The following is a 25,884-nucleotide window of genomic DNA, read 5'->3' as shown; positions in this document are numbered from 1 at the left end:
GAACGGCGGGTCGGTATGCTGGGCCGCAAACCGGATGAGGAATCAATTGTGAAAGCGTGGATCATGTTGATGCTGGCCCTGTCGCTGCCTGTGGCGACGATGGCCGAAGAGGCCAAGGAAGCGAAAGAGGGCGAGGCACCGAAAGTCAGTTACATCACCCTCAGCCCGCCATTCGTGGGCAACTATGGCTTGGACGGTACGGCGAAGCTGAAGGTCTACAAGGCCGATGTGGCCCTGCGCGTGACCGGTGACGCCGCCGCGGCGGCGGTCAAGGCCAACGAGCCGCTGATTCGCAACCAGTTGGTGGCGTTGTTCGCCCAGCAGACCACCGAGGCAATGAACAACCTCGAAGCCAAGGAGAAGCTGCGTCAGGAAGCGTTGAAGCAGACCCAGCAGGTGATGAACGACGAGACCGGCAAGCCGATGGTGGATGATCTGTTGTTCAACAACCTGATCATTCAATAAGTTCGGCGTTGTTGGGCGACCCTATCGCGAGCAAGCTCGCTCCCACAGGGATTTTGTGATCGACGCAAATCCCCTGTGGGAGCGAGCTTGCTCGCGATAGCGGCCTGTCGGACAGCGAATCGCTCAAGGTTTCAGCGCAACCACCGCCGCCCACTGCCCGGCCGTCACCGGCATCACCGAAAGCCGCGAGCCTTTCTGCACCAGCGGCATTTCCGCCAGGGCGGTCTGCTGCTTGAGGTAGTCGAGCTTCAGGACGTGGCGGAACGTTTCGACGTGGGCCACGTCGATCGCGCTCCACGGGTTTTTGTCCGGGCTGGCCTTGGGGTCGAAATAGGGGCTGTCCGGGTCCAGGGCCGTCGGGTCGGGGTAGGCCGCCTGGATGATTTTGCCGATCCCGGCGATGCCGGGCTCGGGGCAACTGGAGTGGTAGAAAAAGAACGTATCGCCCACCGCCATGGCCCGCAGGAAATTGCGCGCCTGGTAGTTGCGAACGCCGTCCCAGCGGGCTTGGCCGAGCTTTTCCAAGCCCTGGATGGACAATTCGTCGGGCTCGGATTTCATCAGCCAATGGGCCATGATTGCTACTCCTTGGCGGTATTGGAAAAATAGTTCAGTGATTTTATGACAAACCGACAGTCGGTTGACGCCAGAGTTTGCGTGTCGGGGCCGGTTGCCGCAAAATGCCGGCCTTCCAAGCTTGACGCTGCTGCACGGCCAATAAGAAAACCGCTGCTGTCATCGTGTGTGATATGCCTTGAGGGGGGCAATCGATGAAACGCAAACCGGATTTGTTGTGGATCTTGGTCATTCTGTTCGGTCTGGGTGTCGTGACCACGGGTTACGCCCAGAGCCTATGGGCCAACAAGACTGAGGCGCCGGTGGATATCACCCAACTCGCGCCATCGCTCAAACGCTGAATCTGTCCAGGCGCCGCTGACTAACGCGGCGCCCACTGCGCGATATACCACTGCCTGTCGCTGACCGTTCCTTGCAGCGGCACGTCCCAGCTTGCCTGCGCCAATCGTTCGACTTTCTGGCATTCGTGAGCCAGCCCCAATAACGTTGGCTTGCGCCACTGCTTGCGTCGCGCCAGGTACGCCAGGCTGCGGTCGTAAAAACCGCCGCCCATGCCCAGCCGACCCCCTGCATCGTCAAACCCCACCAGTGGCAACAACACCAGGTCCAACGTCCAGACCTTGCGTTGCCGGGCGATGTTCTTGCGTGGTTCGGGAATACGAAAGCGATTGGGCTGCATCTTTTCACCGGGGTGGATGCGCTGGAACACCATCTTGGTTTGCGGCCATGGGCTGAGTACCGGCAGGTAAGTGGCCTTGCCCCGGCGCTGGGCCGCGCGCAGCAGCAGGCGCGGGTCGATCTCGCCATCGTTGGGCAGGTACAGGGCGATGTGCTTGGCGCGGCGAAACAGCGGATGCTGGGCCAGTTGCTTGTACAGCCCGCGGGCGGCTTGCCGTTGCTGGGCGGGTGTCAGGGCGCGACGGGCCTGGCGCAGCAGGCGTCGAAGTTGCGGGCGGGGCAGCGGCGCGGGTTCGGTCATATCAGTGCTTCACGCAGTGGCGATGCCACAGCGTAACCGCAAAACAGGACGCTCAGAAATGCCCGCGCCAGAAACGACAATGCCAGTTCGTATGAACTGGCATTGTCTGGAGTCAGGCTCCCCGGATGAACCGCTGTCGGCTTAGCCCTTGAACCCGAAAGTTCAAGGTGGAAGTTGCAGGAGGCGTTAAGGCTTTCCGTCAAGCGGACATGCACACCGGCCCCAACGTGCAACCCCCGTGGTTGTGCGTATCGGCTCAGGGACATCACCAACTGGCAAGCACCCCAGGGAGTGAGGCGAGTATACCCCAGGCAGCCTCGCGAATCAGCCCTTGGCGACATCCGGATCGGTGGCGAGCACCAGATCCACCCGTTCGAGCAGGTCGCGCACCTGTTCACGGGTCGAGCCGCTGACCTGCATGTCCGGCGTATCCTGGCGATGCAACAGGTCGTGGGTGATGTTCAAGGCGGCCATTACGGCGATGCGGTCGGCGCCGATGACTTTGCCGCTGCTGCGGATCTCGCGCATCTTGCCGTCCAGGTAACGGGCGGCGCTCACCAGGTTGCTACGCTCTTCCTGGGGGCAGATGATTGAATATTCTTTGTCGAGGATCTGCACGGTAACGCTATTGCTTGAACTCATGAGTCTTGCTCCAGGGCCTTGAGGCGCGAAATCATCGATTCGACCTTACGCCGGGCGATTTCGTTTTTTTCAATGAGGTGAGCGCGTTCCTCGCGCCAGGTTTTTTCCTGAGCTAATAGGAGTCCGTTTTGGCTCTTAAGTTGCTCGACCCGGTCAATTAGCAGTTCGAGTCTGGCCATCAGCGCTTGCAGGTCGGTGTCTTCCATTGTGTCCACTGAAGAATGTGTCTGATGGAGGGATGTGGGTCGCACAGCCTCTGATAGTCTTGGCGAGTCTGTCGATGTAGGATACAAGGCCTCCATTCTAGACATAGCGCCGTCTGGCGCCTAGCTGCCCATGCCCATTCAGAATTCCCCGTATCAAGCATTCGCCACCCTGCTGAGCACCAGCGGTCATCCTGTCTCGCCTGCCGAATTGCATGGCCTGTTGCTCGGCCGCAGTTGCGCCGGCGCCGGTTTCGATGCCGACGGCTGGTTGGCCGACGCCACCGAGCTGCTGGAAGGCGAGCCGGCGGACAATGTCCGCAACGCGCTGATCGGCCTGCAGGAAATGGTCAAGGGCGAGTTGACCAGCGATGACATGACCGTCGTCCTGTTGCTGCCCACTGACGACGCCCCCTTGGCCGAACGCGCCGCGGCGCTGGGCCAGTGGTGCCAGGGCTTCCTCGCCGGCTTCGGCCTGACCCGCCGCGAATACGCGCTGAGTGAAGAGGCGAAGGAAGTGTTGCAGGACCTGGCCGCGATCTCCCAGGTCCAGGATGCCCTGGAAGAGTCTGAGGACGGCGAAAGCGACTACATGGAAGTGATGGAGTACCTGCGGGTCGCGCCATTGCTGCTGTTCACCGAGACCAAGAAAACCGATGCAGCGGCCCCCAAGCCATCCTTGCATTAATTTTTAGAGGGAACCCCGTCTGCCCATGATTCATATCCCGAAATCGGAATACAGCCGTCGCCGCAAGGCCCTGATGGCGCAGATGGAACCCAACAGCATCGCAATCCTGCCCGCCGCCGCCGTTGCGATCCGCAACCGCGACGTCGAGCATGTCTACCGCCAGGACAGCGACTTCCAGTACCTCAGCGGCTTTCCCGAGCCGCAAGCGGTGCTGGTGCTGATGCCCGGCCGCACCCATGGCGAATACATCCTCTTCTGTCGCGAGCGCAACGCCGAACGCGAGTTGTGGGACGGCCTGCGTGCCGGTCAGGAAGGGGCGATACGTGACTACGGCGCCGATGACGCATTTCCCATCACCGACATCGACGACATCCTGCCGGGCCTGATCGAAGGCCGCGACCGGGTGTATTCGGCCATGGGCAGCAACCCGGAATTCGACCGGCACCTGATGGAGTGGATCAACGTGATTCGCTCCAAGGCCCACCTCGGCGCCCAGCCGCCGAACGAATTCGTTGCCCTGGATCACTTGCTGCATGACATGCGCCTGTATAAATCGGCGGCGGAAGTGAAAGTGATGCGCGAAGCGGCGCGGATTTCCGCCCAGGCGCACATTCGGGCGATGCAGGCGGCGCGTCCGGGGCTGCACGAGTTCAGCCTGGAAGCCGAGCTGGACTATGAGTTCCGCAAGGGCGGGGCGAAGATGCCGGCCTACGGCTCGATCGTCGCGGCGGGGCGCAACAGTTGCATCCTGCACTATCAGCAGAACGACGCGCTGCTCAAGGATGGCGACCTGGTGTTGATCGACGCCGGTTGTGAGATCGACTGCTACGCCAGCGATATCACCCGTACCTGGCCGGTCAGTGGCAAGTTTTCGCCCGAGCAGAAGGCCATCTACGAAGTGGTGCTGGCCGCCCAGGAAGCCGCGTTTGCCCAGATCGCGCCAGAAAAACACTGGAACCAGGCCCACGAAGCGACGGTCCGGGTCATTACCGAAGGGTTGGTGCGCCTGGGGCTGCTGGAAGGTGAGGTAGACGCGTTGATCGCCAGCGAGGCCTACCGGGCGTTCTACATGCACCGCGCCGGCCATTGGCTGGGCATGGACGTGCACGATGTGGGCGAATACCGGGTCGGCGGCGAGTGGCGGGTCCTGGAAATCGGCATGACGCTGACGGTGGAACCGGGCATCTACATCAGCCCGAACAACCGCAGTGTCGCGAAAAAATGGCGCGGCATTGGCGTGCGCATCGAGGATGACGTGGTAGTGACCAAAACCGGTTGTGAAATCCTGAGCCGAGGCGTGCCGAAGACGGTCGCCGACATCGAGGCCCTGATGGCCGCTGCCCGGACGCAAGCGGCATGAGCCGGGTCAACCTGGCAATCGTCGGCGGCGGCTTGGTCGGCGCGAGCCTGGCGCTGGCCCTGCAGGCCGGTGCCAAGGCCCGGGGCTGGAAGATCCTGCTGATCGAGCCCTTCGCCCCCGGCGACGCCTGGCAGCCAAGCTACGATGCCCGGTCCTCGGCCTTGTCCTACGGCGCCCGGCAGATTTATCAACGCTTGGGGGTATGGCAGGAGGTTTCCCGCCGCGCCGAGCCGATCAAGCAGATCCATGTATCCGATCGCGGGCGCTTTTCCACGGCGCGGCTGTCGGCTATGGAAGAGGGCGTGCCAGCGCTGGGCTACGTGGTGGAAAACGCCTGGCTCGGCCAGTGCCTGTGGCAAGGCCTGGACCCGGAGGTGGTCAGTTGGCGCTGCCCGGCGCAGGTGACTCGCATGGAACCGTTGGTCGGCGGTTATCGCCTGACCCTCGACGACGAAACCACCCTGGAGTGCGACCTCGCCGTACTGGCCGATGGTGGCCGCTCCAGCCTGCGCGAGCAGTTGGGCGTCGGCGTGCGCAGCCGTCCCTATGACCAGAGCGCCTTGATCGCCAACATCACCCCCAGCGAAGCCCACAATGGCATGGCCTTCGAACGCTTCACCGATGACGGCCCGATGGCCTTATTGCCGCTGCCGGAGAATCGTTGCGCGTTGGTCTGGACCCGCCAGGGCATGGACGCACAACGGTTGGCGGCCCTTGACGAGCGCAGCTTTCTTGCCGAATTGCAGGGCGTGTTCGGTTATCGCCTGGGAACGCTGAAGCAGGTGGGGGTGCGGCACCTGTACCCGCTGGTATTGGTGGAGGCCGAAGAACAGGTCCGTCCGCACCTGGCGATCCTGGGCAATGCCGCCCATAGCCTGCACCCGATTGCGGGGCAGGGGTTCAACCTGTCCCTGCGCGATGCCCAGGCCTTGGCCAATGCCTTGCTCGAGAGTGACCGCGCACCGGGGGATTTTGCCGTGCTGCAGGCCTATCGCGAAAGCCAGCGCATGGACCAGGCCCTGACCGTGGGCTTCTCCGACCAGGTCACGCGGCTGTTTGGCAGCAGCCTGCCGCTGGTGTCCCTGGGTCGTAACCTCGGCTTGCTGGGTCTCGACCTGCTGCCGCCGGCCAAGCGCTGGTTCGCCCGCCAGGCCATGGGGCTGGGGACGCGTCCCGATGTTTGAGGCTGGCGTGGTCATTTCTTTTCATGGGCGGCTGATGTCGCCCGCAAAACAGGCTTAGAGCATGGAATTGCGTGCGGATCTGCTGATTGTCGGTGCCGGTATGGTCGGCAGCGCCCTGGCGCTGGCGTTGCAGGGCAGTGGTTTGCAAGTGCTGTTGCTCGACGGTAGCCCGATGAGTGTCAAACCCTTCGATCCCCAGGCTGCGTTCGAGCCCCGGGTGAGTGCCTTGTCGACGGCCAGCCAGCGCATCCTCGATCGCCTGGGCGTCTGGGAGGGCATCACTGCCCGGCGGGCCAGCCCCTACACCGACATGCACGTCTGGGACGGCAGCGGCACCGGGCAGATCCACTTTTCGGCCGCCAGCCTGCATGCCGAGACGCTTGGGCACATCGTTGAGAATCGCGTGGTGCAGGACGCCCTGCTGGATCGACTGCATGACTGCGACCTGGGCCTGCTGGCCAATGCCCGGCTGGAACAGATGCGTCGTTCCGGCGACGATTGGCTGCTGACCCTGGCCGATGGCCGCACCTTGCGCGCGCCGCTGGTCATTGCCGCCGACGGCGCGAATTCCGCTGTGCGCCGCCTGACCGGCGTGGCGACGCGTGAATGGGATTACCTGCACCACGCCATCGTCACCAGCGTGCGCAGCGCCCGGCCACATCGAATGACGGCCTGGCAGCGCTTCACCGACAACGGTCCGCTGGCGTTCCTGCCCCTCGAGCGTGACGGCCAGCACGACTGGTGTTCGATCGTCTGGTCCACCACCCCCGAAGAAGCGCAGCGCTTGATGGCGCTCGATGACGCGCAATTCTGCAGCGAACTGGAACGCGCCTTCGAAGGCCAGCTAGGCACGGTGCTGAGCGCCGACCCGCGCCTGTGCGTGCCGCTGCGCCAGCGGCATGCCAAGCGCTACGTGGCCGAAGGACTGGCGCTGATCGGCGATGCCGCCCATACCATTCACCCGTTGGCCGGGCAGGGGGTGAACCTGGGCTTTCTCGACGCCGCCGTGCTGGCCGAAGTGCTGTTGCAAGCGGCCGGACGTGGCGAGCGGTTGGCGGATGTGAAGGTGTTGAGCCGCTACGAGCGTCGACGCATGCCCCACAACCTGGCGCTGATGGCGGCGATGGAAGGGTTCGAGCGGTTGTTCCAGGCCGATCCACTGCCAGTGCGCTGGTTGCGTAATACCGGGCTGAAGCTGGTGGACCGCCTGCCCGAAGCCAAGGCGCTGTTCGTGCGCGAGGCATTGGGGCTCATTGGGGATTTGCCGGATCTGGCCAAGGCCTGAGAGGTGGGGTGGGGCTTATGGCCCTATCGCGAGCAAGCTCGCTCCCACAGGGTTATGTGAAAGCAGGTCAATGTGGGAGCTTGCTCGCGATAGGGCCGGGACAGTCACCTTGAGCACCCATCTGTGCAACATTTGGAAATGTGTCCGCCCATTGTTCGATTGTGATGCCAAATGTGAGTCCTTATCATTTGCGCTTCGTTCATAATCCAGAGACCGCTACCATGTTGGCATCCAAGCGCCTGCTGTCCGCCCTCGCCTTGACCCTGATCGGTACCACTGCCGCCCAGGCCGCCGATGAGGTGGTGGTCTACTCCTCGCGTATCGACGAACTGATCAAGCCGGTCTTCGATGCCTACACCAAGAAAACTGGCGTGTCGGTGAAGTTCATCACCGACAAGGAAGCGCCGCTGATGCAGCGGATCAAGGCCGAAGGCGAGAACGCCACCGCCGACCTGCTGCTCACCGTGGACGCCGGCAACCTCTGGCAAGCCGAGCAGATGGGTATTCTCCAGCCGTTCACCTCCCCCGTGATCGATGCCAACATCCCGTCTCAATACCGTGCTTCTTCCCACGCCTGGACCGGCTTGAGCCTGCGGGCGCGGACCATTGTCTACTCAACCGAACGGGTTAAACCCAGCGAATTGACCACCTATGAAGCGCTGGCTGGCAAAGAGTGGGAAGGTCGCCTGTGCCTGCGCACCTCGAAGAAGGTCTATAACCAGTCCCTGACGGCCACCTTGATCGAAACCCACGGTGCGGAAAAAACCGAGGAGATTCTCAAGGGCTGGGTCCGCAACCTGTCCACCGACGTGTTTTCCGACGACACCGCCTTGCTTGAAGCGATCAATGCTGGCCAGTGCGATGTCGGCATCGTCAACACCTACTACTTTGGCCGCCTGCACCAGCAGAAGCCGGACCTGAAGGTCAAGTTGTTCTGGCCGAACCAAGCCGACCGCGGCGTGCACATCAACCTCTCGGGCATTGGCCTGACCAAGCATGCACCGCACCCGGACGCCGCGAAGAAACTGGTGGAGTGGATGACCACGCCAGAAGCGCAAAATATATTCGCCGACGTGAACCAGGAATTCCCGGCCAACCCGAAGGTCGAGCCATCCAAGGAAGTGGCAGCCTGGGGCAAGTTCAAGGCCGACACCCTGCCGGTGGAAGTCGCGGGTAAACGCCAGGCCGAAGCCATTCGCCTGATGGATCGCGCTGGCTGGAATTAATCCAAGTCAGACTCCCTGTGGCGAGGGGATTTATCCCCGCTGGCTTGCGGAGCAAGCCCAATTACAGACGGTCAATCCGTCTGGCACGACGCGCTCTCTGATTGGAGGGTTGCTTCGCAACCCAGCGGGGATAAATTCCTCGCCACAGGTTTTCATGCGGCGGGTTATAAAATAGGTGCCCGCGCCAATGCGCGGGCATCATCATTCAAACGAGAGCACCCCTTGGCCCACCCCGCCCAACGCCGTTGGTACCCCCTGGTCTTTGCCATTTCCGCGCTGGTCCTGTTGCCCTTGAGCGTCTTGCTGTTGTCCTGGCAGAGCGTTGATCAGCAGATCTGGTCCCACTTGTGGGATACGCAAATGCCACGCTTGTTGGGCAACACCCTCACATTGATCCTTGGCGTGGGTGTCGGTGTGACGATACTGGGTGTCAGCCTCGCCTGGCTTACCAGTCTGTGTGAATTCCCGGGGCGCCGCTGGCTCGACTGGGCGCTGATGTTGCCGTTCGCGATTCCGGCCTATGTGCTGGCCTTTGTCTTCGTTGGCCTGCTGGACTTTGCAGGCCCCGTGCAAACGCTGTTGCGAGAGTGGTTCGGCAGCGGCCTGCGCCTGCCCCGGGTTCGTTCCACCGCTGGGGTGATCCTGGTGTTGGTGCTGGTTTTTTACCCTTACGTCTATCTGCTGGCGCGCAGTGCCTTCCTGGCCCAGGGCAAGGGCTTGATGGAAGCCGCCCGGGTGCTGGGTCAGTCGCCGTGGCAAGCGTTCTGGCGCGTGGCACTGCCGATGGCGCGGCCGGCCATCGGTGCGGGCGTGGCGCTGGCGCTGATGGAAACCCTGGCGGATTTCGGCGCGGTGTCGGTGTTCAACTTCGACACCTTCACCACCGCCATCTACAAGACCTGGTACGGCTTCTTCAGCCTCTCCAGCGCTGCCCAACTGGCCAGCCTGCTGTTGCTGGCGGTGATGCTGGTGCTTTATGGCGAACGCCGAGCCCGCGGTGCCCACCGAGCCGGTAACGAGCGGCCTAGGGTCAAGGCCTTGTACACGCTGCGGGGCTTCAAGGCCGTGGCGGCCAGCAGTTGGTGTTTCCTGGTGTTTGCCTGCGCGTTTGTCATCCCGCTGCTGCAATTGGTGGTGTGGTTCTGGCAACGCGGCCGTTTTGACCTGGATGAGCGTTATGCCGGGCTGATCGTCCACACCCTCTATCTGGGCGGCCTGGCCGCGCTGGTCACCGTTTGCGTGGCCTTGCTGCTGGCGTTCGCCCGGCGACTGGCGCCGACCCGTCCGATTCGTGCCGGCGTCGGCCTGGCTAACCTGGGCTATGCCTTGCCCGGGTCAGTGCTCGCGGTGTCGATCATGCTTGCATTCAGCTACTTGGACCGTGAGCTGGTCATCCCGCTGTCGAGCTGGCTCGGCGGGGCAGGCAAACCGTTGTTGCTGGGTAGCCTGTCGGCGTTGTTGCTGGCGTATCTGGTGCGCTTCCTGGCCGTGGCCTACGGTCCGTTGGAGAGCAGCCTGGCGCGGATTCGTCCGTCCTTGCCCGAAGCGGCACGCAGCCTTGGGGTCAGTGGGCCACGACTGTTTTTCAAAGTGTATCTGCCCTTGCTGTTGCCCGGCACTTTGAGCGCGGCGCTGCTGGTGTTCGTCGACGTGCTCAAGGAAATGCCCGCGACATTGTTGATGCGTCCGTTCGGCTGGGACACGCTGGCGGTGCGGATCTTCGAGATGACCAGTGAAGGGGAGTGGGCCCGGGCCGCGTTGCCGGCGCTGACGTTGGTGCTGGTGGGGTTATTACCGGTCATCGGATTGATACGACGTTCGGCCCATCGAAACAGCTAGGTGCCAGTCCTACTTCATGCGGCTACAATGCGCGGCATTCGGTGCGGTCCGTCTGTCGGACCGGGCAACTGAGAGCGTCAGAAAACTCCTTTTTTCAGGCGTTCGCGCTATGCAGTGTCCGCCCGCACCTTCGCCAAGCCCGGAAGGAGAAACCCATGGGACAGCGTACGCCTCTGTATGACCTTCATCTCGCCCTCGGCGCGAAGATGGTCGATTTTGGCGGTTGGGATATGCCTTTGCACTACGGTTCACAGGTCGAAGAGCACCATCAGGTGCGTCGCGACTGCGGTGTGTTCGATGTATCCCACATGACCGTGATCGATGTCGCCGGCCCCCAGGCCAAGGTCTGGCTGCAGCGCTTGCTGGCCAACGACGTCGACCGCTTGCAAGCCACAGGTAGTGCCTTGTACAGCACGATGCTCAACGAGTGCGGTGGCATCGTCGACGACATGATCATCTACCGTGTCGAGGACGGCTACCGGCTGGTCTTCAACGCCTCGACCCGCGACCAGGACATGGCCTGGATGCAGGCACAGCTCGGTGACTTCGACGTGCAACTGCATGAGCGCCCCGAACTGGCGATGCTGGCGATCCAAGGCCCCCACGCTCGGCAGAAGATTGCCGAGTTGGTGACGCAATCCCGTGGGCAAATCATCCAGCAACTCAAGCCTTTCGAAGGTCGCGCCGACGGTGATTGGTTCATCGCCCGGACCGGCTACACCGGCGAAGATGGCCTGGAAATTGTCCTGCCGGCTCACGAAGCGCCGAGTTTCTTCAATGACCTAGTGGGGGCCGGCATTTCTCCCATCGGCCTTGGTGCCCGCGATACCCTGCGTCTTGAGGCCGGCATGAACCTCTACGGCCAGGACATTCACCAGGACGTTTCACCGCTGGCCTCGAACATGGCCTGGAGTATCGCCTGGGAACCGGCGAGCCGTCAGTTCATCGGGCGCGATGCGCTGGAAGCCGAGCTTGCCAGCGGCGTGCAACACAAACTGGTCGGGTTGGTGCTGGAGGAACGGGGTGTTTTGCGCGCCCATCAGGTGGTTCGCATCGCCAATGTTGGCGAAGGGGAGATCACCAGTGGTAGTTTTTCTCCTACGCTTAGCAAGTCGATCGCCCTGGCACGTGTTCCGATGGCTACAGCTGACCGGGCCGAGGTGGAAATTCGTGGCAAGTGGTACCCGGTACGGGTGGTCAAACCGACCTTCGTCCGCCATGGCAAAACCCTGATCTAACCTTTTGCGGCGGGCCGCTGGCCGCTGACACTTTCTCTTGAGGACACAGAATATGAGTGATATCCCTGCCGAACTGCGTTTTGCCGAAAGCCATGAGTGGGCCCGCCTGGAAGCTGACGGTACCGTCACCGTAGGCATCAGTGACCATGCGCAGGAAGCCTTGGGCGATGTGGTCTTTGTCGAGCTGACTGAAGTCGGCAAGTCGTTTGCCGCAGGTGACCAGGCCGGTGTGGTTGAGTCGGTCAAGGCCGCTTCCGATATCTATGCCCCGATCGCAGGTGAAGTGATTGCAGTCAACGAAGAGTTGGACGGTTCGCCAGAGCTGTTGAATTCCGATCCCTACGGCGCCTGGATCTTCAAGCTCAAGCCAAGCGACAAGTCTGAACTGGACAAGTTGCTGGACGCGGCGGGTTACAAGGCTGCCATCGGCGAATAAGGATGACTGCACCTGTGGGAGCGAGCTTGCTCGCGATAGCGTTAGATCAGCAGCATTGATGTAGGCTGACACTCCGCTATCGCGAGCAAGCTCGCTCCCACAGGGGTGGGAATAGCCTTGGGATTTTCACCGGGCAAAAAAATGCCGCTCGATCGAGCGGCATTTTTTATTGGCCAGGCATCAGTCCTGGGCGACGGCGTTTTTCGCCAGGATCGCGTTGGCCAGTTCCATGTCGGTGGCTTGCAGGCCTGGATTGTCGGCACGGACTTTCTGCATCGCCGCTTCCAGGTAGGGGCCACGGATACCGCCGTCACTGGCGACGAAGCTGCCAGCGTCGTCCTGGGCGGCGACGATCAGCTTGTGATCCTTGAAGGTCAGGTAGGTCGAACCGGTGGTCGCACCGGACGAGATGACGTTACGCCAAAACGTGTCGGCCATTGCCGAGCCAACAGGAAGAGACAGCAAGGCTACGGTAGCGACAGCAAGTTTGAGACGCATGATAGGTGACTCCACTGGGTTAACTATTACGTTGGATTGCCTGCGTCCGGATTCAGTTCCATGACTTGTCAGTCAGCCCGCTCCACCTTCAGCACCGCCCCCTCCTGTGCCACCACCCTGACCCGCGTGCCAACGGACGACTCGGGTCCCTTGGCCAGCCAGACACTGTCGGCCACCTTGATCTTGCCGCGACCATCGACAATCGCTTCATGAACCGCAAAGACCTTGCCGATCAGCTCCTGCCCGCGCAGGTTCAGGTGCGGCTGATCGCTTTGGCGCACGGCACTGCGCTGGCGTCGCCACCAGTACAGGGCCGTGGCGATGGCGAACAGGCCGAACAACAGGAACTGCATCTCCCACGACATCTGCGGCAGGATGAACGTGAGCACACCGACCGCCGCGGCGGCCATGCCGATCCACAGCAAGTAGCCACCGGCGCCGAACACTTCAAGGATCAGCAGGATGACGCCCAGCGCCAGCCAGTCCCAGTACGACATGTGTTGCAGGAACTCCCACATACGCGCCTCAGGCTTTCTTGCTGTCGAAGGTGGCCTTGACGATCTCGCCGATGCCGCCGACCGCACCGATGACCTGGCTGGCCTCCAGCGGCATCAGGATCACCTTGCTGTTGTTGGCCGACGCCAGTTTGCCCAGCGCATCGATGTATTTCTGCGCGACGAAGTAGTTCACGGCCTGGACGTTACCGTCGGCAATGGCCTGGGACACCACCTGGGTGGCCAGCGCTTCGGCCTGCGCCTGGCGCTCGCGGGCCTCGGACTCCAGGAACGCGGCCTGGCGGCTGCCCTCTGCCTCGAGGATCTGCGCCTGTTTCTTGCCTTCGGCGGTGAGAATCGCCGATGCGCGCAGGCCCTCGGCTTCGAGGATCTGGGCTCGCTTGATGCGTTCGGCTTTCATTTGCCCCGACATGGCGGCCATCAGGTCGGCTGGCGGGCTGATGTCCTTGATCTCGATCCGGGTGATCTTGATGCCCCACGGCGCGGTGGCTTCATCGACGGTGCGCAGCAGTTTTTCGTTGATACCGTCGCGTTGGCTCAGCATCGCGTCCAGCTCCATGGAGCCCAGCACGGTGCGGATGTTGGTTTGCAGCAGGTTACGGATGGCGTGCTCGAGGTTGTTGACCTCGTAGGCCGCCTGGGCCGTATTGACCACCTGGAAGAAGCACACGGCGTCGATCTGTACCGTGGCGTTGTCGGCGGTAATGACTTCCTGGGGCGGGATGTCCAGTACGCTTTCCATGACATTGATCTTGCGCCCGATGCGATCCATCACCGGGATGATGATGTTCAGGCCGGGCTTGAGCGTATTGGTATAGCGGCCGAACCGCTCGACGGTCCATTGGTAGCCCTGAGGGACGACCTTGAAGCCCATGAAGAGGACGGCGACCACGAGGCCGATGAAAAGTAAAAGTACGCTACCGATCTGCATGACGGTTCCCTGTGCGAATTGAGATGGATCTGCGAGCCCTGAGTGTAGGGCACGCTGTCATTATCCTCACTCTGTGGGAGCAAAGCTTGCTCGCGATGCAGGCGCCTTGCTCCCACAGCCTCTCGCCACAACTACTTCTGCTCGCTCTGTGGCGTAACCCGCAGCACTTCCTCGACCGTGGTCAATCCCGCCGCCACCTTTTGCGCCCCTGACAGCCGCAGGCTGCGCATGCCTTCCTTGAAGGCCTGGCGGCGTACCGCCAGCAGGTCGGTGTCGGGGTGGATCAAGGCCTTGATGCTGTCGGTCAGTTGCATGATTTCGTAGACACCGGCGCGGCCGCGGTAACCGGTGTCGCGGCATTCCAGGCAACCGACGGCCTGTTGGGCATTGCTCGGCAACGGTGCCTGCCAGGGCCGGGTCAAGGTCTGCCAGTCGTCTTCGTCCAGGGTCAGCGGGGCCTTGCATTGCGGGCACAGGGTGCGCACCAGCCGCTGGGCCATGACGCCGAGCACGGTGGCCTTGATCAGGTAATGGGGCACGCCCAGCTCCAACAGGCGGCTGATGGCACTCGGCGCATCGTTGGTGTGCAGCGTCGACAGGACCAGGTGCCCGGTGAGCGCCGCCTGGATCGCCATTTCGGCGGTTTCCAGGTCACGGATCTCGCCGATCATGATGATGTCCGGGTCTTGCCGCATCAGCGCCCGTACCCCGGCGGCGAAGGTCAGGTCGATGTTGTGCTGGACCTGCATCTGGTTGAAGGACGCCTCGACCATCTCGATCGGGTCCTCGATGGTGCAGAGGTTCACTTCCGGTGTCGCCAGCTTCTTGAGAGTGGTGTAGAGGGTGGTGGTCTTGCCGGAACCGGTGGGCCCGGTCACCAGGATGATGCCGTTGGGCTGGCGGGTCATGTCCTGCCAGCGGCGCAGGTCGTCGGCGGAGAAACCGAGCTGGTCGAAATCCTTGAGCAGCACTTCCGGGTCGAAGATCCGCATGACCATTTTTTCGCCGAACGCCGTGGGCAAGGTCGACAGGCGCAATTCCACTTCGCCGCCGTCCGGGGTCTTGGTCTTGACCCGGCCGTCCTGGGGTTTGCGTTTTTCCGCGACGTTCATCCGCCCCAGGCTCTTGAGCCGGCTGACGATCGCCATCGTGACCTGCGGCGGGAACTGGTAGACGGTGTGCAGCACCCCGTCGATGCGAAACCGCACGGTGCCTTGCTCGCGGCGCGGCTCGATGTGGATATCGCTGGCCCGCTGCTGGAAGGCGTACTGGAACAGCCAGTCGACGATATTGACGATGTGGGCGTCGTTGGCGTCCGGTTCCTGGTCACTGGCCCCCAGGTTGAGCAGCTGTTCGAAATTGCTCAGGTTGCTCGGTTGCTGGTCCACCGTGGTGGCGCCGCTGACCGATTTGGCCAGGCGATAGAACTCCACGCTCAGGCGCTGGATGTCCACCGGGTTGGCGACCACCCGCTTGACCGGCAGCTTGAGCACGTGGGTCAGGTCGGCTTCCCAACTGCTGACGTAGGGTTGGGCGCTGGCAACGGTGACGGCGTCACGATCGACCGCCACGGCGAGGATCTTGTGGCGCTGGGCAAAGGCATAGGACATCAAGGGCGTCACGGCCGCTACGTTGATTTTCAGCGGGTCGATGCGCATGTAGGGTTGGCCGGCCTGCTGGGACAGCCACAGGGTCAGGTTCTCCAGGTCCAGGCGCTTGCCGGGGCGGCTGAGGTCGTCCAGGTGCTGGTTGGCGATGAACTCCAATGGATGCAACTGGCTATTGGCGTTGTGGCGTCGACGGGCGTTCAGCGCGGTTTCGGCCGAGTCCTGGCTGATGAAGCCCTGGGTGACCAATTGGCGCAGCAGATCATTGAGGTCCAGCCAGCGGTCCTGAGTGGCGTGTTTGGTGGACATGCGGGTTCCTATTGGACAATTGCAGCAAAGCCGCGATACAGACGCTTCGGCGTCTTCGCTCGGTCTGCAAAAGAATAGTCCCGAGCCCATGGACCGTTGGGCCACTACCCGACCAATGCGTTACCAATTCTTGCCCGTGGGGGCTCAACCGGCCCCCTGTACCGGCTCAACCCGCGCAATATCAGCGCCTTGCAGGTCCACCGAGCACATGCCGATCAGGTTACGTAGTTTTTCCGCGATGACTTGGGCACGGTGCCAGCTCACCCCGTCCATGACGATGTCCAGCGACAGCAGGTCGTCGAGGCGCTCGACGCGCAGGTGCCGTGGCGTCAGGCCCTGCAAGGCAAACAGGTTCAGCGCCCGGCACAGCAGGTCAGGCTCGGCCTCGGCCTGCATCTGGTAGTGCACCCGGCAATGGGCATTGGTCGCGTGCCAGACGTCGGCGCGTGTCGGGGCGATGGCTACGGCTTCGAGTGGGGGCATGTGCGCTCTCCTTGGGGGCGGAGAAATATTTACATGCGACGCGGGGTATTTCTTATCTAAGATGAGTGCTTTTGGCGATGTTGTGAATCATTTGATTCTTAAAGTCGATAATCTTGGGATTGTTTATGCAAAGCGAGCTGGATAATTACGACCGCCGGATACTGGCGCTCCTGCAAGAGGACGCCTCGCTGTCCAGCGCGCAGGTCGCCGAGCAGGTCGGCTTGTCTCAATCGCCGTGCTGGCGGCGGATCCAGCGGATGAAGGAGGAGGGCATCATCCGCGCCCAGGTGACCCTGCTGGACCGCAAGAAAATCGGCCTCAACACGCAGATCTTCGCCGAAGTGAAGCTCAACGCCCACGGCCGTTCGAACTTCACCGAGTTCACCGAGGCGATCCGCGGTTTTCCCGAAGTGCTGGAGTGCTATGTGCTGATGGGGGCGGTGGATTTTCTGCTGCGCATCGTCACGGCGGACATCGAGGCGTATGAGCGATTCTTTTTCGAAAAGCTGTCGATGGTGCCGGGGATCCAGGAGGTGAACTCGATCGTGGCGCTTTCTGAGATCAAGTCGACGACGAGTTTGCCGGTGGTGCGCTGAGCTCGTTTTTGCGGTGTTTGTGCTGGCCTCATCGCGAGCAAGCTCGCTCCCACAGTTGATCTTCAGTGGTCACAACATGTGTGTACAACACTGATCCAATGTGGGAGCGAGCCTGCTCGCGAAGGCGGTATTACAGACGCAGCAAAGTCTTCCAGGCCCGATTCTGGTACACCGCAATCGCCTGCTGCTTGCGCGCATCCAGGGTTTCGTCGGTAATCGGTTGGTTGGCCAGTTGCGCCAGTTTGTTCAGCTCGCCATAGAGGCGATCCATTTCCGGGATCTCCAGCACATGGCGGGCATGGTGCAGCCAGGCCTGGATGCGTTCGATGCGCGGCAGTTGCTCGGCGAGGTCTTCCGGTTGCTGCTGATAGCGTTGCAATTGCAGGGACGAGGATTCTTCGCCCAGCAGGCGCGGCAGCCAACTGCCCAGTTGCGCCGCACCCTGGCGATTGCCGCGGGTGTTGCGCTCGGCGGCCCATCTGCGGGCCAGCAGCCAGCGTGAAGTGTTGAGGGAAAACAGGCCCCAGCGTGGGTCTTGCAGTTCTTCGAGGAACTGTTCCGGCGCAGCCTTGCGCACGTCTTCGTCGTCCAGGCCGGCCTGGACCAGCGGGCGCCAGTCTTCCAGCAACGCGTCCAGGGCCAGGCGCAAGTCGTGGGTCGACTGGCGCGGCGCGGCCTGGCCAAGGCTGCTGAGCAGGGCGCGCAGTTCGGCGAGGCTTTCCACCCAATCCTGCAACAGGCGCCAGTGGCCGTTGAAGCGGTATTGCTCGGCCAGGCGCTGGCTACTGCCGAGCAAATGCCAGCTCAGCGCGGCAAAGGCGTCGTCCAGCGGTGTTTCGGCGCTCAGTTGCGGAGCCGGCAGGCTCAAGGCGTAGCTGCCGGCGTCATGGAGGCGATAGCCACGTTCGGCCTTGCTGATGTCGCAGGGCATCAAGGGCAGGGTCGCGGCCAGCTCGGCGGCCAGCTCCAGCAGCGCGGCGGGCTCGCCTTCGCGCAGCTCCAGCTCCAGTTCGCAGATTTCTTCCTTCTGTTTGCCCACGACGACGTGGCCCAGGTCCAGGGCAGCCTCGATGACCACCTTGCTTTTGCCACGGCCCCAGGCGATTTCGGCCCGTTCGCGGACGAAATCGGTGGTGAAGATGGCCTTGAGGGTTTTCTTGTCCAGTTCGGCCAAGGCCTCGGGCCAGCATTCGCCGTCGAGCTTCTTCAGGTCGAGCTTGGCCTTGGGCAGGTGCCAATCGTACTCGTTGCGCTCGGACAGACCAGCGACGCTCTGGCCGCGGGCCTTGAGGGTCTGGATCACCTCTTCGCCATCGCGGCGCAGGCGCAGGGCGACCTTGGCCCGGGCCAGATCACGCTCGGGCGTGTCGAAATACTGGTTCATCAATTCGTGGCGTTCCCAGCCACTCTTGTTGCGTTTTTTCAGCAGCGGATGCTCGCGCAAGGCCGCCAGGGTCTCGCGGCTGACGCGGAGTTTGATTTCAGTTTCTTTCTGCATGGCCGGAAAATCCAGGGATCGGGTGCGCAGCCGGGGGAAGGTGTGGCTGCCAAGGCCGTGCAGTGTACAGGACTCGCTCATCCTACGCGCCGCGACGGTTTATTCCTTGCGCCAGATGGTTCTATGATGGACGTCAATCTGCAAGCCCGGAGCCAGCGATGCCTTTGCCGTCCATGAAAGAACAATTCGCTGCCCTGATCGCCACGCCTTCGGTCAGCTGTACCCAGCCAGGGCTCGACCAGTCCAACAGGGCCGTGATCGAGCTGCTGGCAGGCTGGCTCACCGAGCTGGGGTTCTCCTGTGATATCCAGCCGGTCAGCCCTGGCAAATTCAACCTGCTGGCCAGTTTCGGCAGCGGTCCCGGCGGCCTGGTGTTGGCCGGCCACAGCGACACGGTGCCGTTCGACGGCGCGTTGTGGCAGACCGATCCGCTGAAGCTCACCGAGGTCGATGGCCGTTGGGTGGGCCTGGGCAGTTGTGACATGAAGGGTTTTTTCGCCCTGGCCATCGAAGCGGTCAAGCCCCTGCTGGACCAACCGTTCAAGCAACCGCTGCTGATCCTCGCCACCTGCGACGAAGAAAGCTCGATGTCCGGCGCCCGGGCCCTGGCCGATGCCGGCCGACCGCTGGGGCGCGCGGCGGTGATCGGCGAGCCGACCGGCCTGCGGCCGATTCGCCTGCACAAAGGCGTGATGATGGAGCGCATCGACATTCTGGGGCGCAGCGGTCATTCGTCCGATCCGCGCCTGGGCCACAGCGCGCTGGAAGCCATGCACGATGCCATGGGCGAACTGCGCGGGCTGCGCCTGCAATGGCAACGCGAGTTCCGTAACCCGCAATTCAGCGTGCCGCAACCGACCCTGAATTTCGGCTGCATCCACGGTGGCGACAACCCCAACCGCATCTGCGGCCAGTGCTCCATGGAATTCGACCTGCGCCCGTTGCCGGGCATGGACCCGCACATGCTGCGGGCGGCGATCCGGCAGAAGCTCGAGCCCATTGCCGAACGACACCAGGTCAAGATCGACTACGCGCCGCTGTTCCCCGAAGTGCCGCCGTTCGAGCAGGCCGAGGACGCCGAGTTGGTCCGCGTGGCCGAGCGACTGACCGGCCATCGTGCCGAAGCAGTGGCGTTTGGCACCGAAGCGCCTTATCTTCAGCGCCTTGGTTGCGAAACCCTGGTCCTGGGCCCTGGCGATATCGCCTGCGCCCACCAACCGGGCGAGTACCTTGAAATGTCACGTTTGCAACCTACCGTACAGTTGTTGCAACAATTGATCGGTCATTACTGCCTGACACCGGCCACGGCCGGTTAAATTGCGCCCTTGCGGGCCCGTATTCATCACATGAGGAGAGCGCGCGTGTCGCCAAGCCTGTTCCGACGATAACCACCAGCCCGTTGTGCGTTCTGTTTCGTCTTTTTTTGGCTGTTACTTATTACAGGTCCAGGTTCATGCCCGAATACGTCAATTGGCTTCGTCACGCTTCGCCCTACATCAACGCCCACCGCGATTGCACCTTCATCGTCATGCTGCCCGGCGACGGGGTGGAACATCCGAACTTCGGCAACATCGTCCATGACCTGGTGCTGCTGCACAGCCTCGGCGTGCGCCTGGTGCTGGTCCATGGTTCGCGCCCGCAGATCGAGACCCGCCTCGCTGCGCGGGGCCTGACGCCGCACTATCATCACGGCATGCGCATCACCGATGCGGCGACCCTGGAGTGCGTGATCGACGCCGTCGGGCAGTTGCGCATCGCCATCGAGGCGCGCCTGTCCATGGACATGGCCTCTTCGCCCATGCAGGGCTCGCGGTTGCGGGTCGCCAGCGGCAACCTGGTCACCGCTCGCCCGATCGGCGTGCTCGAAGGCGTGGACTATCACCACACCGGTGAAGTGCGCCGGGTCGATCGCAAGGGCATCAATCGCCTGCTGGACGAGCGCTCCATCGTGCTGTTGTCGCCGTTGGGCTATTCGCCCACCGGGGAGATCTTCAACCTGGCCTGTGAGGACGTCGCCACCCGGGCGGCCATCGACCTGGCAGCCGACAAGCTGCTGCTGTTCGGTGCCGAGCAAGGACTGATCGGCGAAGACGGACGACTGGTTCGGGAATTGCGCCCGCAACAGGTTCCGGGCCACATGCAACGCTTGGGCGGCGACTATCAGGCCGAACTGCTGGATGCGGCGGCCCAGGCCTGTCGTGGCGGCGTCGCGCGCAGCCATATCGTCAGCTATGCCGAGGACGGTGCGCTGCTGGCCGAACTGTTCACTCGCGATGGCAGCGGTACGCTGGTGGCCCAGGAGCAATTCGAGGTGGTGCGCGAAGCGGCCATCGAAGATGTCGGCGGCCTGCTGGACCTGATCAGCCCGCTGGAGGAACAGGGGATTCTGGTACGTCGCTCCCGCGAAGTGCTGGAGCGCGAGATCGAACAGTTCAGCGTGGTCGAGCGCGAAGGCATGATCATCGCCTGCGCGGCGCTGTACCAGATCGCCGATTCGGATGCCGGGGAACTGGCCTGCCTGGCGGTGAACCCGGAATATCGCCACGGTGGCCGGGGCGATGAGCTGCTGGAACGCATCGAAGCCCGAGCCCGTGCCCAGGGGCTCAAGACGCTGTTCGTGCTGACGACCCGGACTGCCCACTGGTTCCGCGAACGCGGTTTCGAGCCCAGCAGCGTCGACCGTCTACCGGCCGCGCGGGCGTCGCTCTACAACTATCAGCGTAATTCGAAAATCTTCGAAAAATCCTTGTAAGCGGCCATTGGAAAATTTGCGCTGTCGCGATCGTCTTGATTTCAGACAATGAGCGGCTAGTCTGGAACACGTCAAGATCGCGGCATGCGCGCGCTGTCTTGAACAGGAATCGAAGGCGCAGGAGGCGCGCAAACATATCTCGCCGCCAAAAATTCGCGGGGCTCGTAAATCCCCGACGAATCATCATTCAGTAATTCCCTGCGTCGCCGATAAGTCGAGTCACGGCCTGATGGTGCTGTGATGGCACTCATATGTCGAAACGAGCTGAAAACTGTTGAAACAATTCTTTTTGGAATTATAAAGAATCCATTATCCTGCGGGCCGGTGTAGAGGGGTTAGACCATAGTCGTAGTCATAAATGGTTACGGTTGACTTGTCGGTCACGGTCTGGCGCTAATCGCGCATCCGCGGAATCCGGGCGTTCGATCCGGAACCAAAGACACACAAGAATTAGAAAACGAGAGGAGCTAAGCATGAAGAAGTCCACCTTGGCCATTGCTGTGGCCGTTGGGGTTTTGGCGCAGCAGGCAGGCGCCGCCGGTTTTATCGAGGACAGCAAGGCATCTGTGAGTTCTCGTACGCTGTACTTCAATAACGATAACCGTGAAGGTGGTGCTGACCAGCGTGAAACGGCTACCGGCCTGAAGTTCGACTACAAGTCCGGCTTCACCCAAGGCGTCGTAGGTTTTGGTATCGATGCCCAGGCTCTGGTCGGCATCCATCTCGATGGCGGCAAGGGTCACCACCCGGATAACAACTCCTTTGTTCCAAGCGAGACCGACGGTTCAGCTGTGGACAACTGGAGTCGTCTGTCGGGCAACGTAAAGGCGCTTTTCTCGAAGACCGAGGCTCACGTAGGGGGGGCACTGTCGCCTAACCTGCCAATCCTGATTGCCAGTGATGGTCGCCTGCTGCCGCAAACCTTTGAAGGTGGCACCATCACCTCCAAGGAAATCGACGGCGTGACCTTCAATGCTGGTCAGTTGGAACACGCCGTTGGTCGCGCAGGAACTAACAGCACTGGCTTGTCAGTGAACGGCGCTACCGAGGAAAGCAACCAGTTCCGTTACGGCGGTGCTGATTGGAAAGTCACCAAAGACCTGACCCTGCAGTACTACTACGCCAACCTGCAGGATTTCTACAAACAGCACTTCCTGGGCGCAGTACACGTGTTCCCGATCAGCGAAGGCCAATCGTTCAAGACTGACCTGCGTTACTTCGACAGCAGCTCGGACGGCCGTAACGGCGATGCGGGCTATCGCTTCAACAACAACGGTGGTTATGCCAAGAACCCGGGCGAGGTCGATAACAAGACCTGGAGCGCCATGTTCACCTACACCCTGGGTGGCAGCGCGTTCCTGTTGGGTCACCAGCAAGTCGGTGATGACGGTGGCTTCGTCTACCTGAACCAGGGCAGCCTGCGCAGCGACGCCGGTGGTTTTGAAGGGGCTGGCGGTTCGAGCTTCTACCTGTTCACTGACAGCATGATCCATCAGTTCGTTCGTGCCGGTGAAAACACCACGTTCGGTCAATACTCCTACGACTTCACGGCCCTGGGTGCTCCAGGCCTGAAGGCTTCGATTGCCTACTTGCACGGTGATGACATCAAGTCGGCTACCGGCGGCAGCGACACTTCCGAGTGGGAACGTGACATGCGCCTGGACTACGTCGTCCAGCAAGGCCCTCTGAAAGGCTTCGGCACCACCCTGCGTCACGGTACCTACCGTGGCAGCAGCACCGGTATTGCCGATCAGGATCAAACCCGCCTGATCTTCAACTACACTTACAACTTCATGTAAGACGTAGCGAAGTAAAAAAGCCCCGCCCGGCAACACGCCGGGCGGGGCTTTTGCGTCTTTGGCTCAACGATCCGGATATCGCCTTATCCCTTGGACTCCATCGCGTCCTTACGCAGAATGAATGTGCTGAACGCCAGAAAATCACCCAGATGTCCGGTAATGATCGCGACCATGATCGGCAATTGCAGGGCCTGGTAGTCATGCACAGCGATGTTTCTGAAGCCCACCATGTTCTTCAGGTTTTTAACCAGGCCTTCCTCCACCCAGCCACCTTGAAAAAGCAACTCGAACACATCCCGGGCACTTTGCGGGACGCCCAGTCGCTCACGGCGAATCAATGCTGCCCCATGTCCAGCGCCGCCTCACAGGCGCGCTGAATGTTCAGAATGGCCGAATCCTGACGGGTGAAATCCGTGGCGAAGGTCGCGGGATCTTTCTCGTATTCCTCCCGCACCCTGGCGACGCAACGCTCGATACTCGCTGCCTTGTTGATCAGTACGTCATCGGCCATACACGCTGCCTTCTTCCTGAATATCCTTGAGCAACCCCGCCCGAGCCTCATCGAGAGCGGTTTTTTCGCTGAGAATAAAACATTCGAACAACCCCGCCTGTACGTCTTTGGCCCAGAGCCTCTGACCTCGGGTCACGATCTGGTATTGCATGACGGTTGTCGTCGTACGTAGATCGATCAGGTCCACCGGACTGCCCGCGATATCCGCCAAATCACCTGAAAGCTGCCATAACGACACAGGGTCGACTTCGCAGGCCAAAAGCACAGCCAAATCGACATCACTGTCAGGCCGGCGGTGCCCTGTGCATGGCTACCGAACAGATAAACCGCCAGCAGACCGGGAAGATGGTGTTGCAGATGAGTCAGCAAGGCTTGAGTGTTCATGCTGCCTATCCTAGCCGCTCGTCCTGAAATCGCGTCAATAATTTCCATCGTGTGGATACAAAACAAAAAAAGCCCCGCCCGGCAACACGCTGGGCGGGGCTTTTGCGTTTCGGGTCTGGCCCACCCCTGTAGCCTTCCCCGAACCTTCTCCTCTTTTCAGCAACTCGAGGCCTTCTCGAACCTCGCTGGCGATCTTGTGCCGGTATGCGGAATGACGCCAGTGAACAGTTTTTTATATTCACTAATGATCTAGATAGATGGATATCTATTCTTTTTAAAGTAATCGAAACCGGTGCAAAGTTTGGGCTCACAACAACCTCATGCAGGAGCCGCACCATGAGCCTCAGACTCGGCGACATCGCCCCCGACTTCGAACAGGATTCCAGCGCCGGCAAGATTCGCTTCCACGAATGGCTCGGCGACAGCTGGGGCGTGCTGTTTTCCCACCCGGCGGACTTCACGCCGGTGTGTACCACCGAGTTGGGCCTGACCGCCAAGCTCAAGGACGAATTCGCCCAACGCGGGGTCAAGGCCATTGCCCTCTCGGTCGATCCGGTGGATTCCCATCACAAGTGGATCGAGGACATCAACGAGACCCAGAACGCCGTGGTCAATTTTCCGATCCTGGCCGATGCCGACCGCAAGGTGTCCGACCTGTACGACCTGATCCACCCCAACGCCAGCGACACCTTGACCGTGCGCTCCCTGTTCGTGATCGACCCGAACAAGAAGATTCGCCTGACCATCACCTACCCGGCCAGCACTGGGCGCAATTTCAACGAGATCCTGCGGGTGATCGATTCCCTGCAGTTGACCGACAACTATAAAGTCGCCACCCCGGCCAACTGGCAGGACGGGGATGACGTGGTGATCGTGCCGTCGCTCAAGGATGAAGAGGAACTCAAGCAGCGCTTTCCCAAGGGCTACCGCGCCGTGAAGCCCTACCTGCGCCTCACCCCGCAGCCCAATCGCTGAGGCAAAACCTGAGCTGAACCTGTGGGAGCGAGCTTGCTCGCGATAGCGGTCTATCAGTCGACATCGCCGCTGGCAGATCCGACGCCATCGCGAGCAAGCTCGCTCCCACAGGAAGTTTCTGTGCACCGAGGGTTTTGGCCGTTTCGACGGCTTTTTTTATGTCTTGGATAAGACTATAGATATATCTCTATATGGAATAACTAAATGAATAAATATGATTTAAAGATATATGAGTCCCCTGTTATGGTTTGCCCCATGAAGCGAGATCGCCCGCCGCGAATCGCACGTGACAGTTAAGGAAGGGTAGGCATGTTGGTCGTCTCGCTCGGTGGCAGTCCCAGCCAGCGCTCCCGCTCCGGGGTGCTGCTGGAGCGCTCGCAACGCTGGTTGCAACAGCAGGGTGTGGAAGTGGTGAGCTATCAGGTGCGCGATTTCCCGGCCGAAGATCTGCTCCATGCCCGTTTCCACAGTCCGAAGGTGATCGACCTGCTCCAGCAGATCGAAAACGCTGATGGCTTGTTGATCGCCACGCCGGTGTACAAGGCATCTTTTTCCGGCGCGCTGAAGACCGTGCTGGACCTGCTACCTGAACGGGCCTTGGCCCACAAAGTGGTGTTGCCCATGGCAACCGGCGGCAGCATCGCCCATATGCTGGCGGTGGATTACGCCCTCAAGCCGGTGTTGTCGGCGCTCAAGGCCCAGGAGATGCTTCATGGGATCTTTGCCGAAGACAGCCAGATCGCGTATGGCGAAGGCAGCGCCCAAGCGACATTGGCACCGGCCCTGCAACAGCGCCTGGACGAGGCGCTGGAACAGTTTTTCAGCGCCATGGCTCGTCGGCCCAAGCCGCTGGACCCCCGTGTATTGAACGAACGTTTGCTGAGTGCTCGCTGGAGCATTTGAAC

At 61.5% G+C, this 25,884-nt stretch carries 26 protein-coding genes, 1 other RNA gene and 2 pseudogenes; 16 read left to right on the top strand and 13 right to left on the bottom strand.

What is annotated here, in order from left to right; translation table 11 throughout:
• Positions 1 to 48: 48 nt before the first annotated feature.
• On the top strand, positions 49 to 465 hold the full coding sequence (locus ACMTA2_RS31195) for a flagellar basal body-associated protein FliL (RefSeq protein WP_413793140.1): 417 nt from the start codon (positions 49 to 51) through the stop codon (positions 463 to 465).
• Between the two features lie 123 nt (positions 466 to 588).
• On the opposite strand, the gene ACMTA2_RS31190 is transcribed toward ACMTA2_RS31195, so the two are convergent.
• Positions 589 to 1,041 carry an EVE domain-containing protein gene (locus ACMTA2_RS31190; RefSeq protein ID WP_413793139.1) on the bottom strand — a complete coding sequence of 151 codons (453 nt, stop codon included), beginning with the start codon at positions 1,039 to 1,041 and terminating at the stop codon, positions 589 to 591.
• A gap of 194 nt (positions 1,042 to 1,235) precedes the next feature.
• Here ACMTA2_RS31190 and ACMTA2_RS31185 point away from each other — a divergent pair, with 194 nt between their 5' ends.
• Positions 1,236 to 1,382, top strand: a complete 147-nt coding sequence (locus ACMTA2_RS31185; protein ID WP_413793138.1) for a hypothetical protein — start codon at positions 1,236 to 1,238, stop codon at positions 1,380 to 1,382.
• A 20-nt stretch (positions 1,383 to 1,402) separates the two neighbouring features.
• On the opposite strand, the gene ACMTA2_RS31180 is transcribed toward ACMTA2_RS31185, so the two are convergent.
• The 4 genes from ACMTA2_RS31180 to ACMTA2_RS31165 form a co-directional block, all read right to left on the bottom strand.
• Positions 1,403 to 2,020 carry a 5-formyltetrahydrofolate cyclo-ligase gene (locus ACMTA2_RS31180; RefSeq protein WP_413793137.1) on the bottom strand — a complete coding sequence of 206 codons (618 nt, stop codon included), beginning with the start codon at positions 2,018 to 2,020 and terminating at the stop codon, positions 1,403 to 1,405.
• Positions 2,021 to 2,134: 114 nt separating this feature from the next.
• A non-coding RNA gene (gene ssrS, locus ACMTA2_RS31175) (6S RNA) lies at positions 2,135 to 2,314 on the bottom strand.
• 30 nt (positions 2,315 to 2,344) lie between these two features.
• Entirely contained in the window at positions 2,345 to 2,662 is a 318-nt protein-coding gene (locus tag ACMTA2_RS31170) for a cell division protein ZapA (RefSeq protein ID WP_413793136.1), read from the bottom strand.
• Positions 2,659 to 2,868, bottom strand: coding sequence for a TIGR02449 family protein (locus ACMTA2_RS31165; RefSeq protein WP_003177365.1), 210 nt, complete (start codon positions 2,866 to 2,868; stop codon positions 2,659 to 2,661). Before ACMTA2_RS31165 ends, ACMTA2_RS31170 begins: the two co-directional genes overlap by 4 nt.
• 130 nt (positions 2,869 to 2,998) lie before the next feature.
• Here ACMTA2_RS31165 and ACMTA2_RS31160 point away from each other — a divergent pair, with 130 nt between their 5' ends.
• The 8 genes from ACMTA2_RS31160 to gcvH all read left to right on the top strand — a co-directional run bounded on the left by ACMTA2_RS31160 (position 2,999) and on the right by gcvH (position 12,121).
• Positions 2,999 to 3,553 (top strand): YecA/YgfB family protein, encoded by a 555-nt coding sequence (locus tag ACMTA2_RS31160; protein ID WP_413793135.1) that lies wholly within the window; start codon positions 2,999 to 3,001, stop codon positions 3,551 to 3,553.
• A 25-nt stretch (positions 3,554 to 3,578) separates the two neighbouring features.
• Positions 3,579 to 4,913 carry a Xaa-Pro aminopeptidase gene (gene pepP / locus ACMTA2_RS31155; RefSeq protein WP_413793134.1) on the top strand — a complete coding sequence of 445 codons (1,335 nt, stop codon included), beginning with the start codon at positions 3,579 to 3,581 and terminating at the stop codon, positions 4,911 to 4,913.
• Positions 4,910 to 6,097 (top strand): 2-octaprenyl-6-methoxyphenyl hydroxylase, encoded by a 1,188-nt coding sequence (gene ubiH, locus ACMTA2_RS31150; protein WP_413793133.1) that lies wholly within the window; start codon positions 4,910 to 4,912, stop codon positions 6,095 to 6,097. The genes pepP and ubiH overlap by 4 nt, the downstream gene beginning before the upstream one ends.
• A gap of 67 nt (positions 6,098 to 6,164) precedes the next feature.
• Positions 6,165 to 7,382: a 2-octaprenyl-3-methyl-6-methoxy-1,4-benzoquinol hydroxylase gene (locus ACMTA2_RS31145; protein ID WP_413795752.1), complete on the top strand. Its 1,218-nt coding sequence runs from the start codon at positions 6,165 to 6,167 to the stop codon at positions 7,380 to 7,382.
• 221 nt (positions 7,383 to 7,603) lie between these two features.
• Positions 7,604 to 8,608, top strand: coding sequence for an extracellular solute-binding protein (locus ACMTA2_RS31140; protein ID WP_413793132.1), 1,005 nt, complete (start codon positions 7,604 to 7,606; stop codon positions 8,606 to 8,608).
• A gap of 222 nt (positions 8,609 to 8,830) precedes the next feature.
• The gene (locus ACMTA2_RS31135) at positions 8,831 to 10,447 is read left to right on the top strand and encodes an ABC transporter permease (protein WP_413793131.1); all 1,617 of its coding nucleotides are present in this window, start codon (positions 8,831 to 8,833) and stop codon (positions 10,445 to 10,447) included.
• Positions 10,448 to 10,602: 155 nt separating this feature from the next.
• Complete coding sequence (gcvT, locus tag ACMTA2_RS31130; RefSeq protein ID WP_413793130.1) at positions 10,603 to 11,685, top strand: glycine cleavage system aminomethyltransferase GcvT; 1,083 nt, start codon at positions 10,603 to 10,605, stop codon at positions 11,683 to 11,685.
• A 52-nt stretch (positions 11,686 to 11,737) separates the two neighbouring features.
• Positions 11,738 to 12,121, top strand: coding sequence for a glycine cleavage system protein GcvH (gene gcvH, locus ACMTA2_RS31125; RefSeq protein ID WP_413793129.1), 384 nt, complete (start codon positions 11,738 to 11,740; stop codon positions 12,119 to 12,121).
• A gap of 180 nt (positions 12,122 to 12,301) precedes the next feature.
• On the opposite strand, the gene ACMTA2_RS31120 is transcribed toward gcvH, so the two are convergent.
• The 5 genes from ACMTA2_RS31120 to ACMTA2_RS31100 form a co-directional block, all read right to left on the bottom strand.
• On the bottom strand, positions 12,302 to 12,619 hold the full coding sequence (locus ACMTA2_RS31120) for a DUF2388 domain-containing protein (RefSeq protein WP_072405965.1): 318 nt from the start codon (positions 12,617 to 12,619) through the stop codon (positions 12,302 to 12,304).
• 68 nt (positions 12,620 to 12,687) lie between these two features.
• A complete protein-coding gene (locus tag ACMTA2_RS31115) occupies positions 12,688 to 13,137 on the bottom strand; it encodes an NfeD family protein (RefSeq protein ID WP_413793128.1) in 450 nt (149 codons plus the stop codon).
• A gap of 7 nt (positions 13,138 to 13,144) precedes the next feature.
• Positions 13,145 to 14,065, bottom strand: a complete 921-nt coding sequence (locus ACMTA2_RS31110) for an SPFH domain-containing protein (protein WP_413793127.1) — start codon at positions 14,063 to 14,065, stop codon at positions 13,145 to 13,147.
• A 131-nt stretch (positions 14,066 to 14,196) separates the two neighbouring features.
• Complete coding sequence (gene tfpB, locus ACMTA2_RS31105) at positions 14,197 to 15,981, bottom strand: type IV pilus assembly ATPase TfpB (protein ID WP_413793126.1); 1,785 nt, start codon at positions 15,979 to 15,981, stop codon at positions 14,197 to 14,199.
• Between the two features lie 144 nt (positions 15,982 to 16,125).
• Positions 16,126 to 16,464 carry an ACT-like domain-containing protein gene (locus ACMTA2_RS31100; protein ID WP_413793125.1) on the bottom strand — a complete coding sequence of 113 codons (339 nt, stop codon included), beginning with the start codon at positions 16,462 to 16,464 and terminating at the stop codon, positions 16,126 to 16,128.
• Between the two features lie 125 nt (positions 16,465 to 16,589).
• Between ACMTA2_RS31100 and ACMTA2_RS31095 the strand changes: the two genes are divergently transcribed.
• On the top strand, positions 16,590 to 17,060 hold the full coding sequence (locus ACMTA2_RS31095; RefSeq protein WP_413793124.1) for an Lrp/AsnC family transcriptional regulator: 471 nt from the start codon (positions 16,590 to 16,592) through the stop codon (positions 17,058 to 17,060).
• Between the two features lie 130 nt (positions 17,061 to 17,190).
• On the opposite strand, the gene ACMTA2_RS31090 is transcribed toward ACMTA2_RS31095, so the two are convergent.
• Positions 17,191 to 18,558 (bottom strand): CYTH domain-containing protein, encoded by a 1,368-nt coding sequence (locus ACMTA2_RS31090; protein WP_413795751.1) that lies wholly within the window; start codon positions 18,556 to 18,558, stop codon positions 17,191 to 17,193.
• Positions 18,559 to 18,716: 158 nt separating this feature from the next.
• Here ACMTA2_RS31090 and argE point away from each other — a divergent pair, with 158 nt between their 5' ends.
• From argE to ACMTA2_RS31075, 3 genes are all read left to right on the top strand, one after another.
• Entirely contained in the window at positions 18,717 to 19,874 is a 1,158-nt protein-coding gene (gene argE / locus ACMTA2_RS31085) for an acetylornithine deacetylase (RefSeq protein ID WP_413793123.1), read from the top strand.
• Positions 19,875 to 20,011: 137 nt separating this feature from the next.
• Entirely contained in the window at positions 20,012 to 21,310 is a 1,299-nt protein-coding gene (gene argA / locus ACMTA2_RS31080) for an amino-acid N-acetyltransferase (RefSeq protein ID WP_413793122.1), read from the top strand.
• 473 nt (positions 21,311 to 21,783) lie between these two features.
• A complete protein-coding gene (locus ACMTA2_RS31075) occupies positions 21,784 to 23,109 on the top strand; it encodes an OprD family outer membrane porin (RefSeq protein ID WP_413793121.1) in 1,326 nt (441 codons plus the stop codon).
• Positions 23,110 to 23,192: 83 nt separating this feature from the next.
• On the opposite strand, the pseudogene hepT reads toward ACMTA2_RS31075, so the two are convergent.
• Together hepT and mntA are read right to left on the bottom strand one after the other, a co-directional pair.
• Positions 23,193 to 23,620, bottom strand: a pseudogene (gene hepT / locus ACMTA2_RS31070) (type VII toxin-antitoxin system HepT family RNase toxin).
• Positions 23,610 to 24,004: pseudogene (gene mntA / locus ACMTA2_RS31065) on the bottom strand (type VII toxin-antitoxin system MntA family adenylyltransferase antitoxin). Before mntA ends, hepT begins: the two co-directional pseudogenes overlap by 11 nt.
• Positions 24,005 to 24,340: 336 nt before the next feature.
• Here mntA and ACMTA2_RS31060 point away from each other — a divergent pair.
• Both ACMTA2_RS31060 and ssuE read left to right on the top strand, forming a co-directional pair.
• Positions 24,341 to 24,979, top strand: a complete 639-nt coding sequence (locus ACMTA2_RS31060; RefSeq protein ID WP_339479485.1) for a peroxiredoxin — start codon at positions 24,341 to 24,343, stop codon at positions 24,977 to 24,979.
• Positions 24,980 to 25,288: 309 nt separating this feature from the next.
• Positions 25,289 to 25,882 carry an NADPH-dependent FMN reductase gene (ssuE, locus tag ACMTA2_RS31055; protein WP_413793120.1) on the top strand — a complete coding sequence of 198 codons (594 nt, stop codon included), beginning with the start codon at positions 25,289 to 25,291 and terminating at the stop codon, positions 25,880 to 25,882.
• The last annotated feature ends 2 nt before the right edge of the window (positions 25,883 to 25,884 follow it).

The organism is Pseudomonas medicaginis (assembly GCF_965119365.1).
Classification (GTDB): Bacteria; Pseudomonadota; Gammaproteobacteria; order Pseudomonadales; family Pseudomonadaceae; genus Aquipseudomonas.
This window is presented reverse-complemented; position numbering and strand designations above follow the sequence as displayed.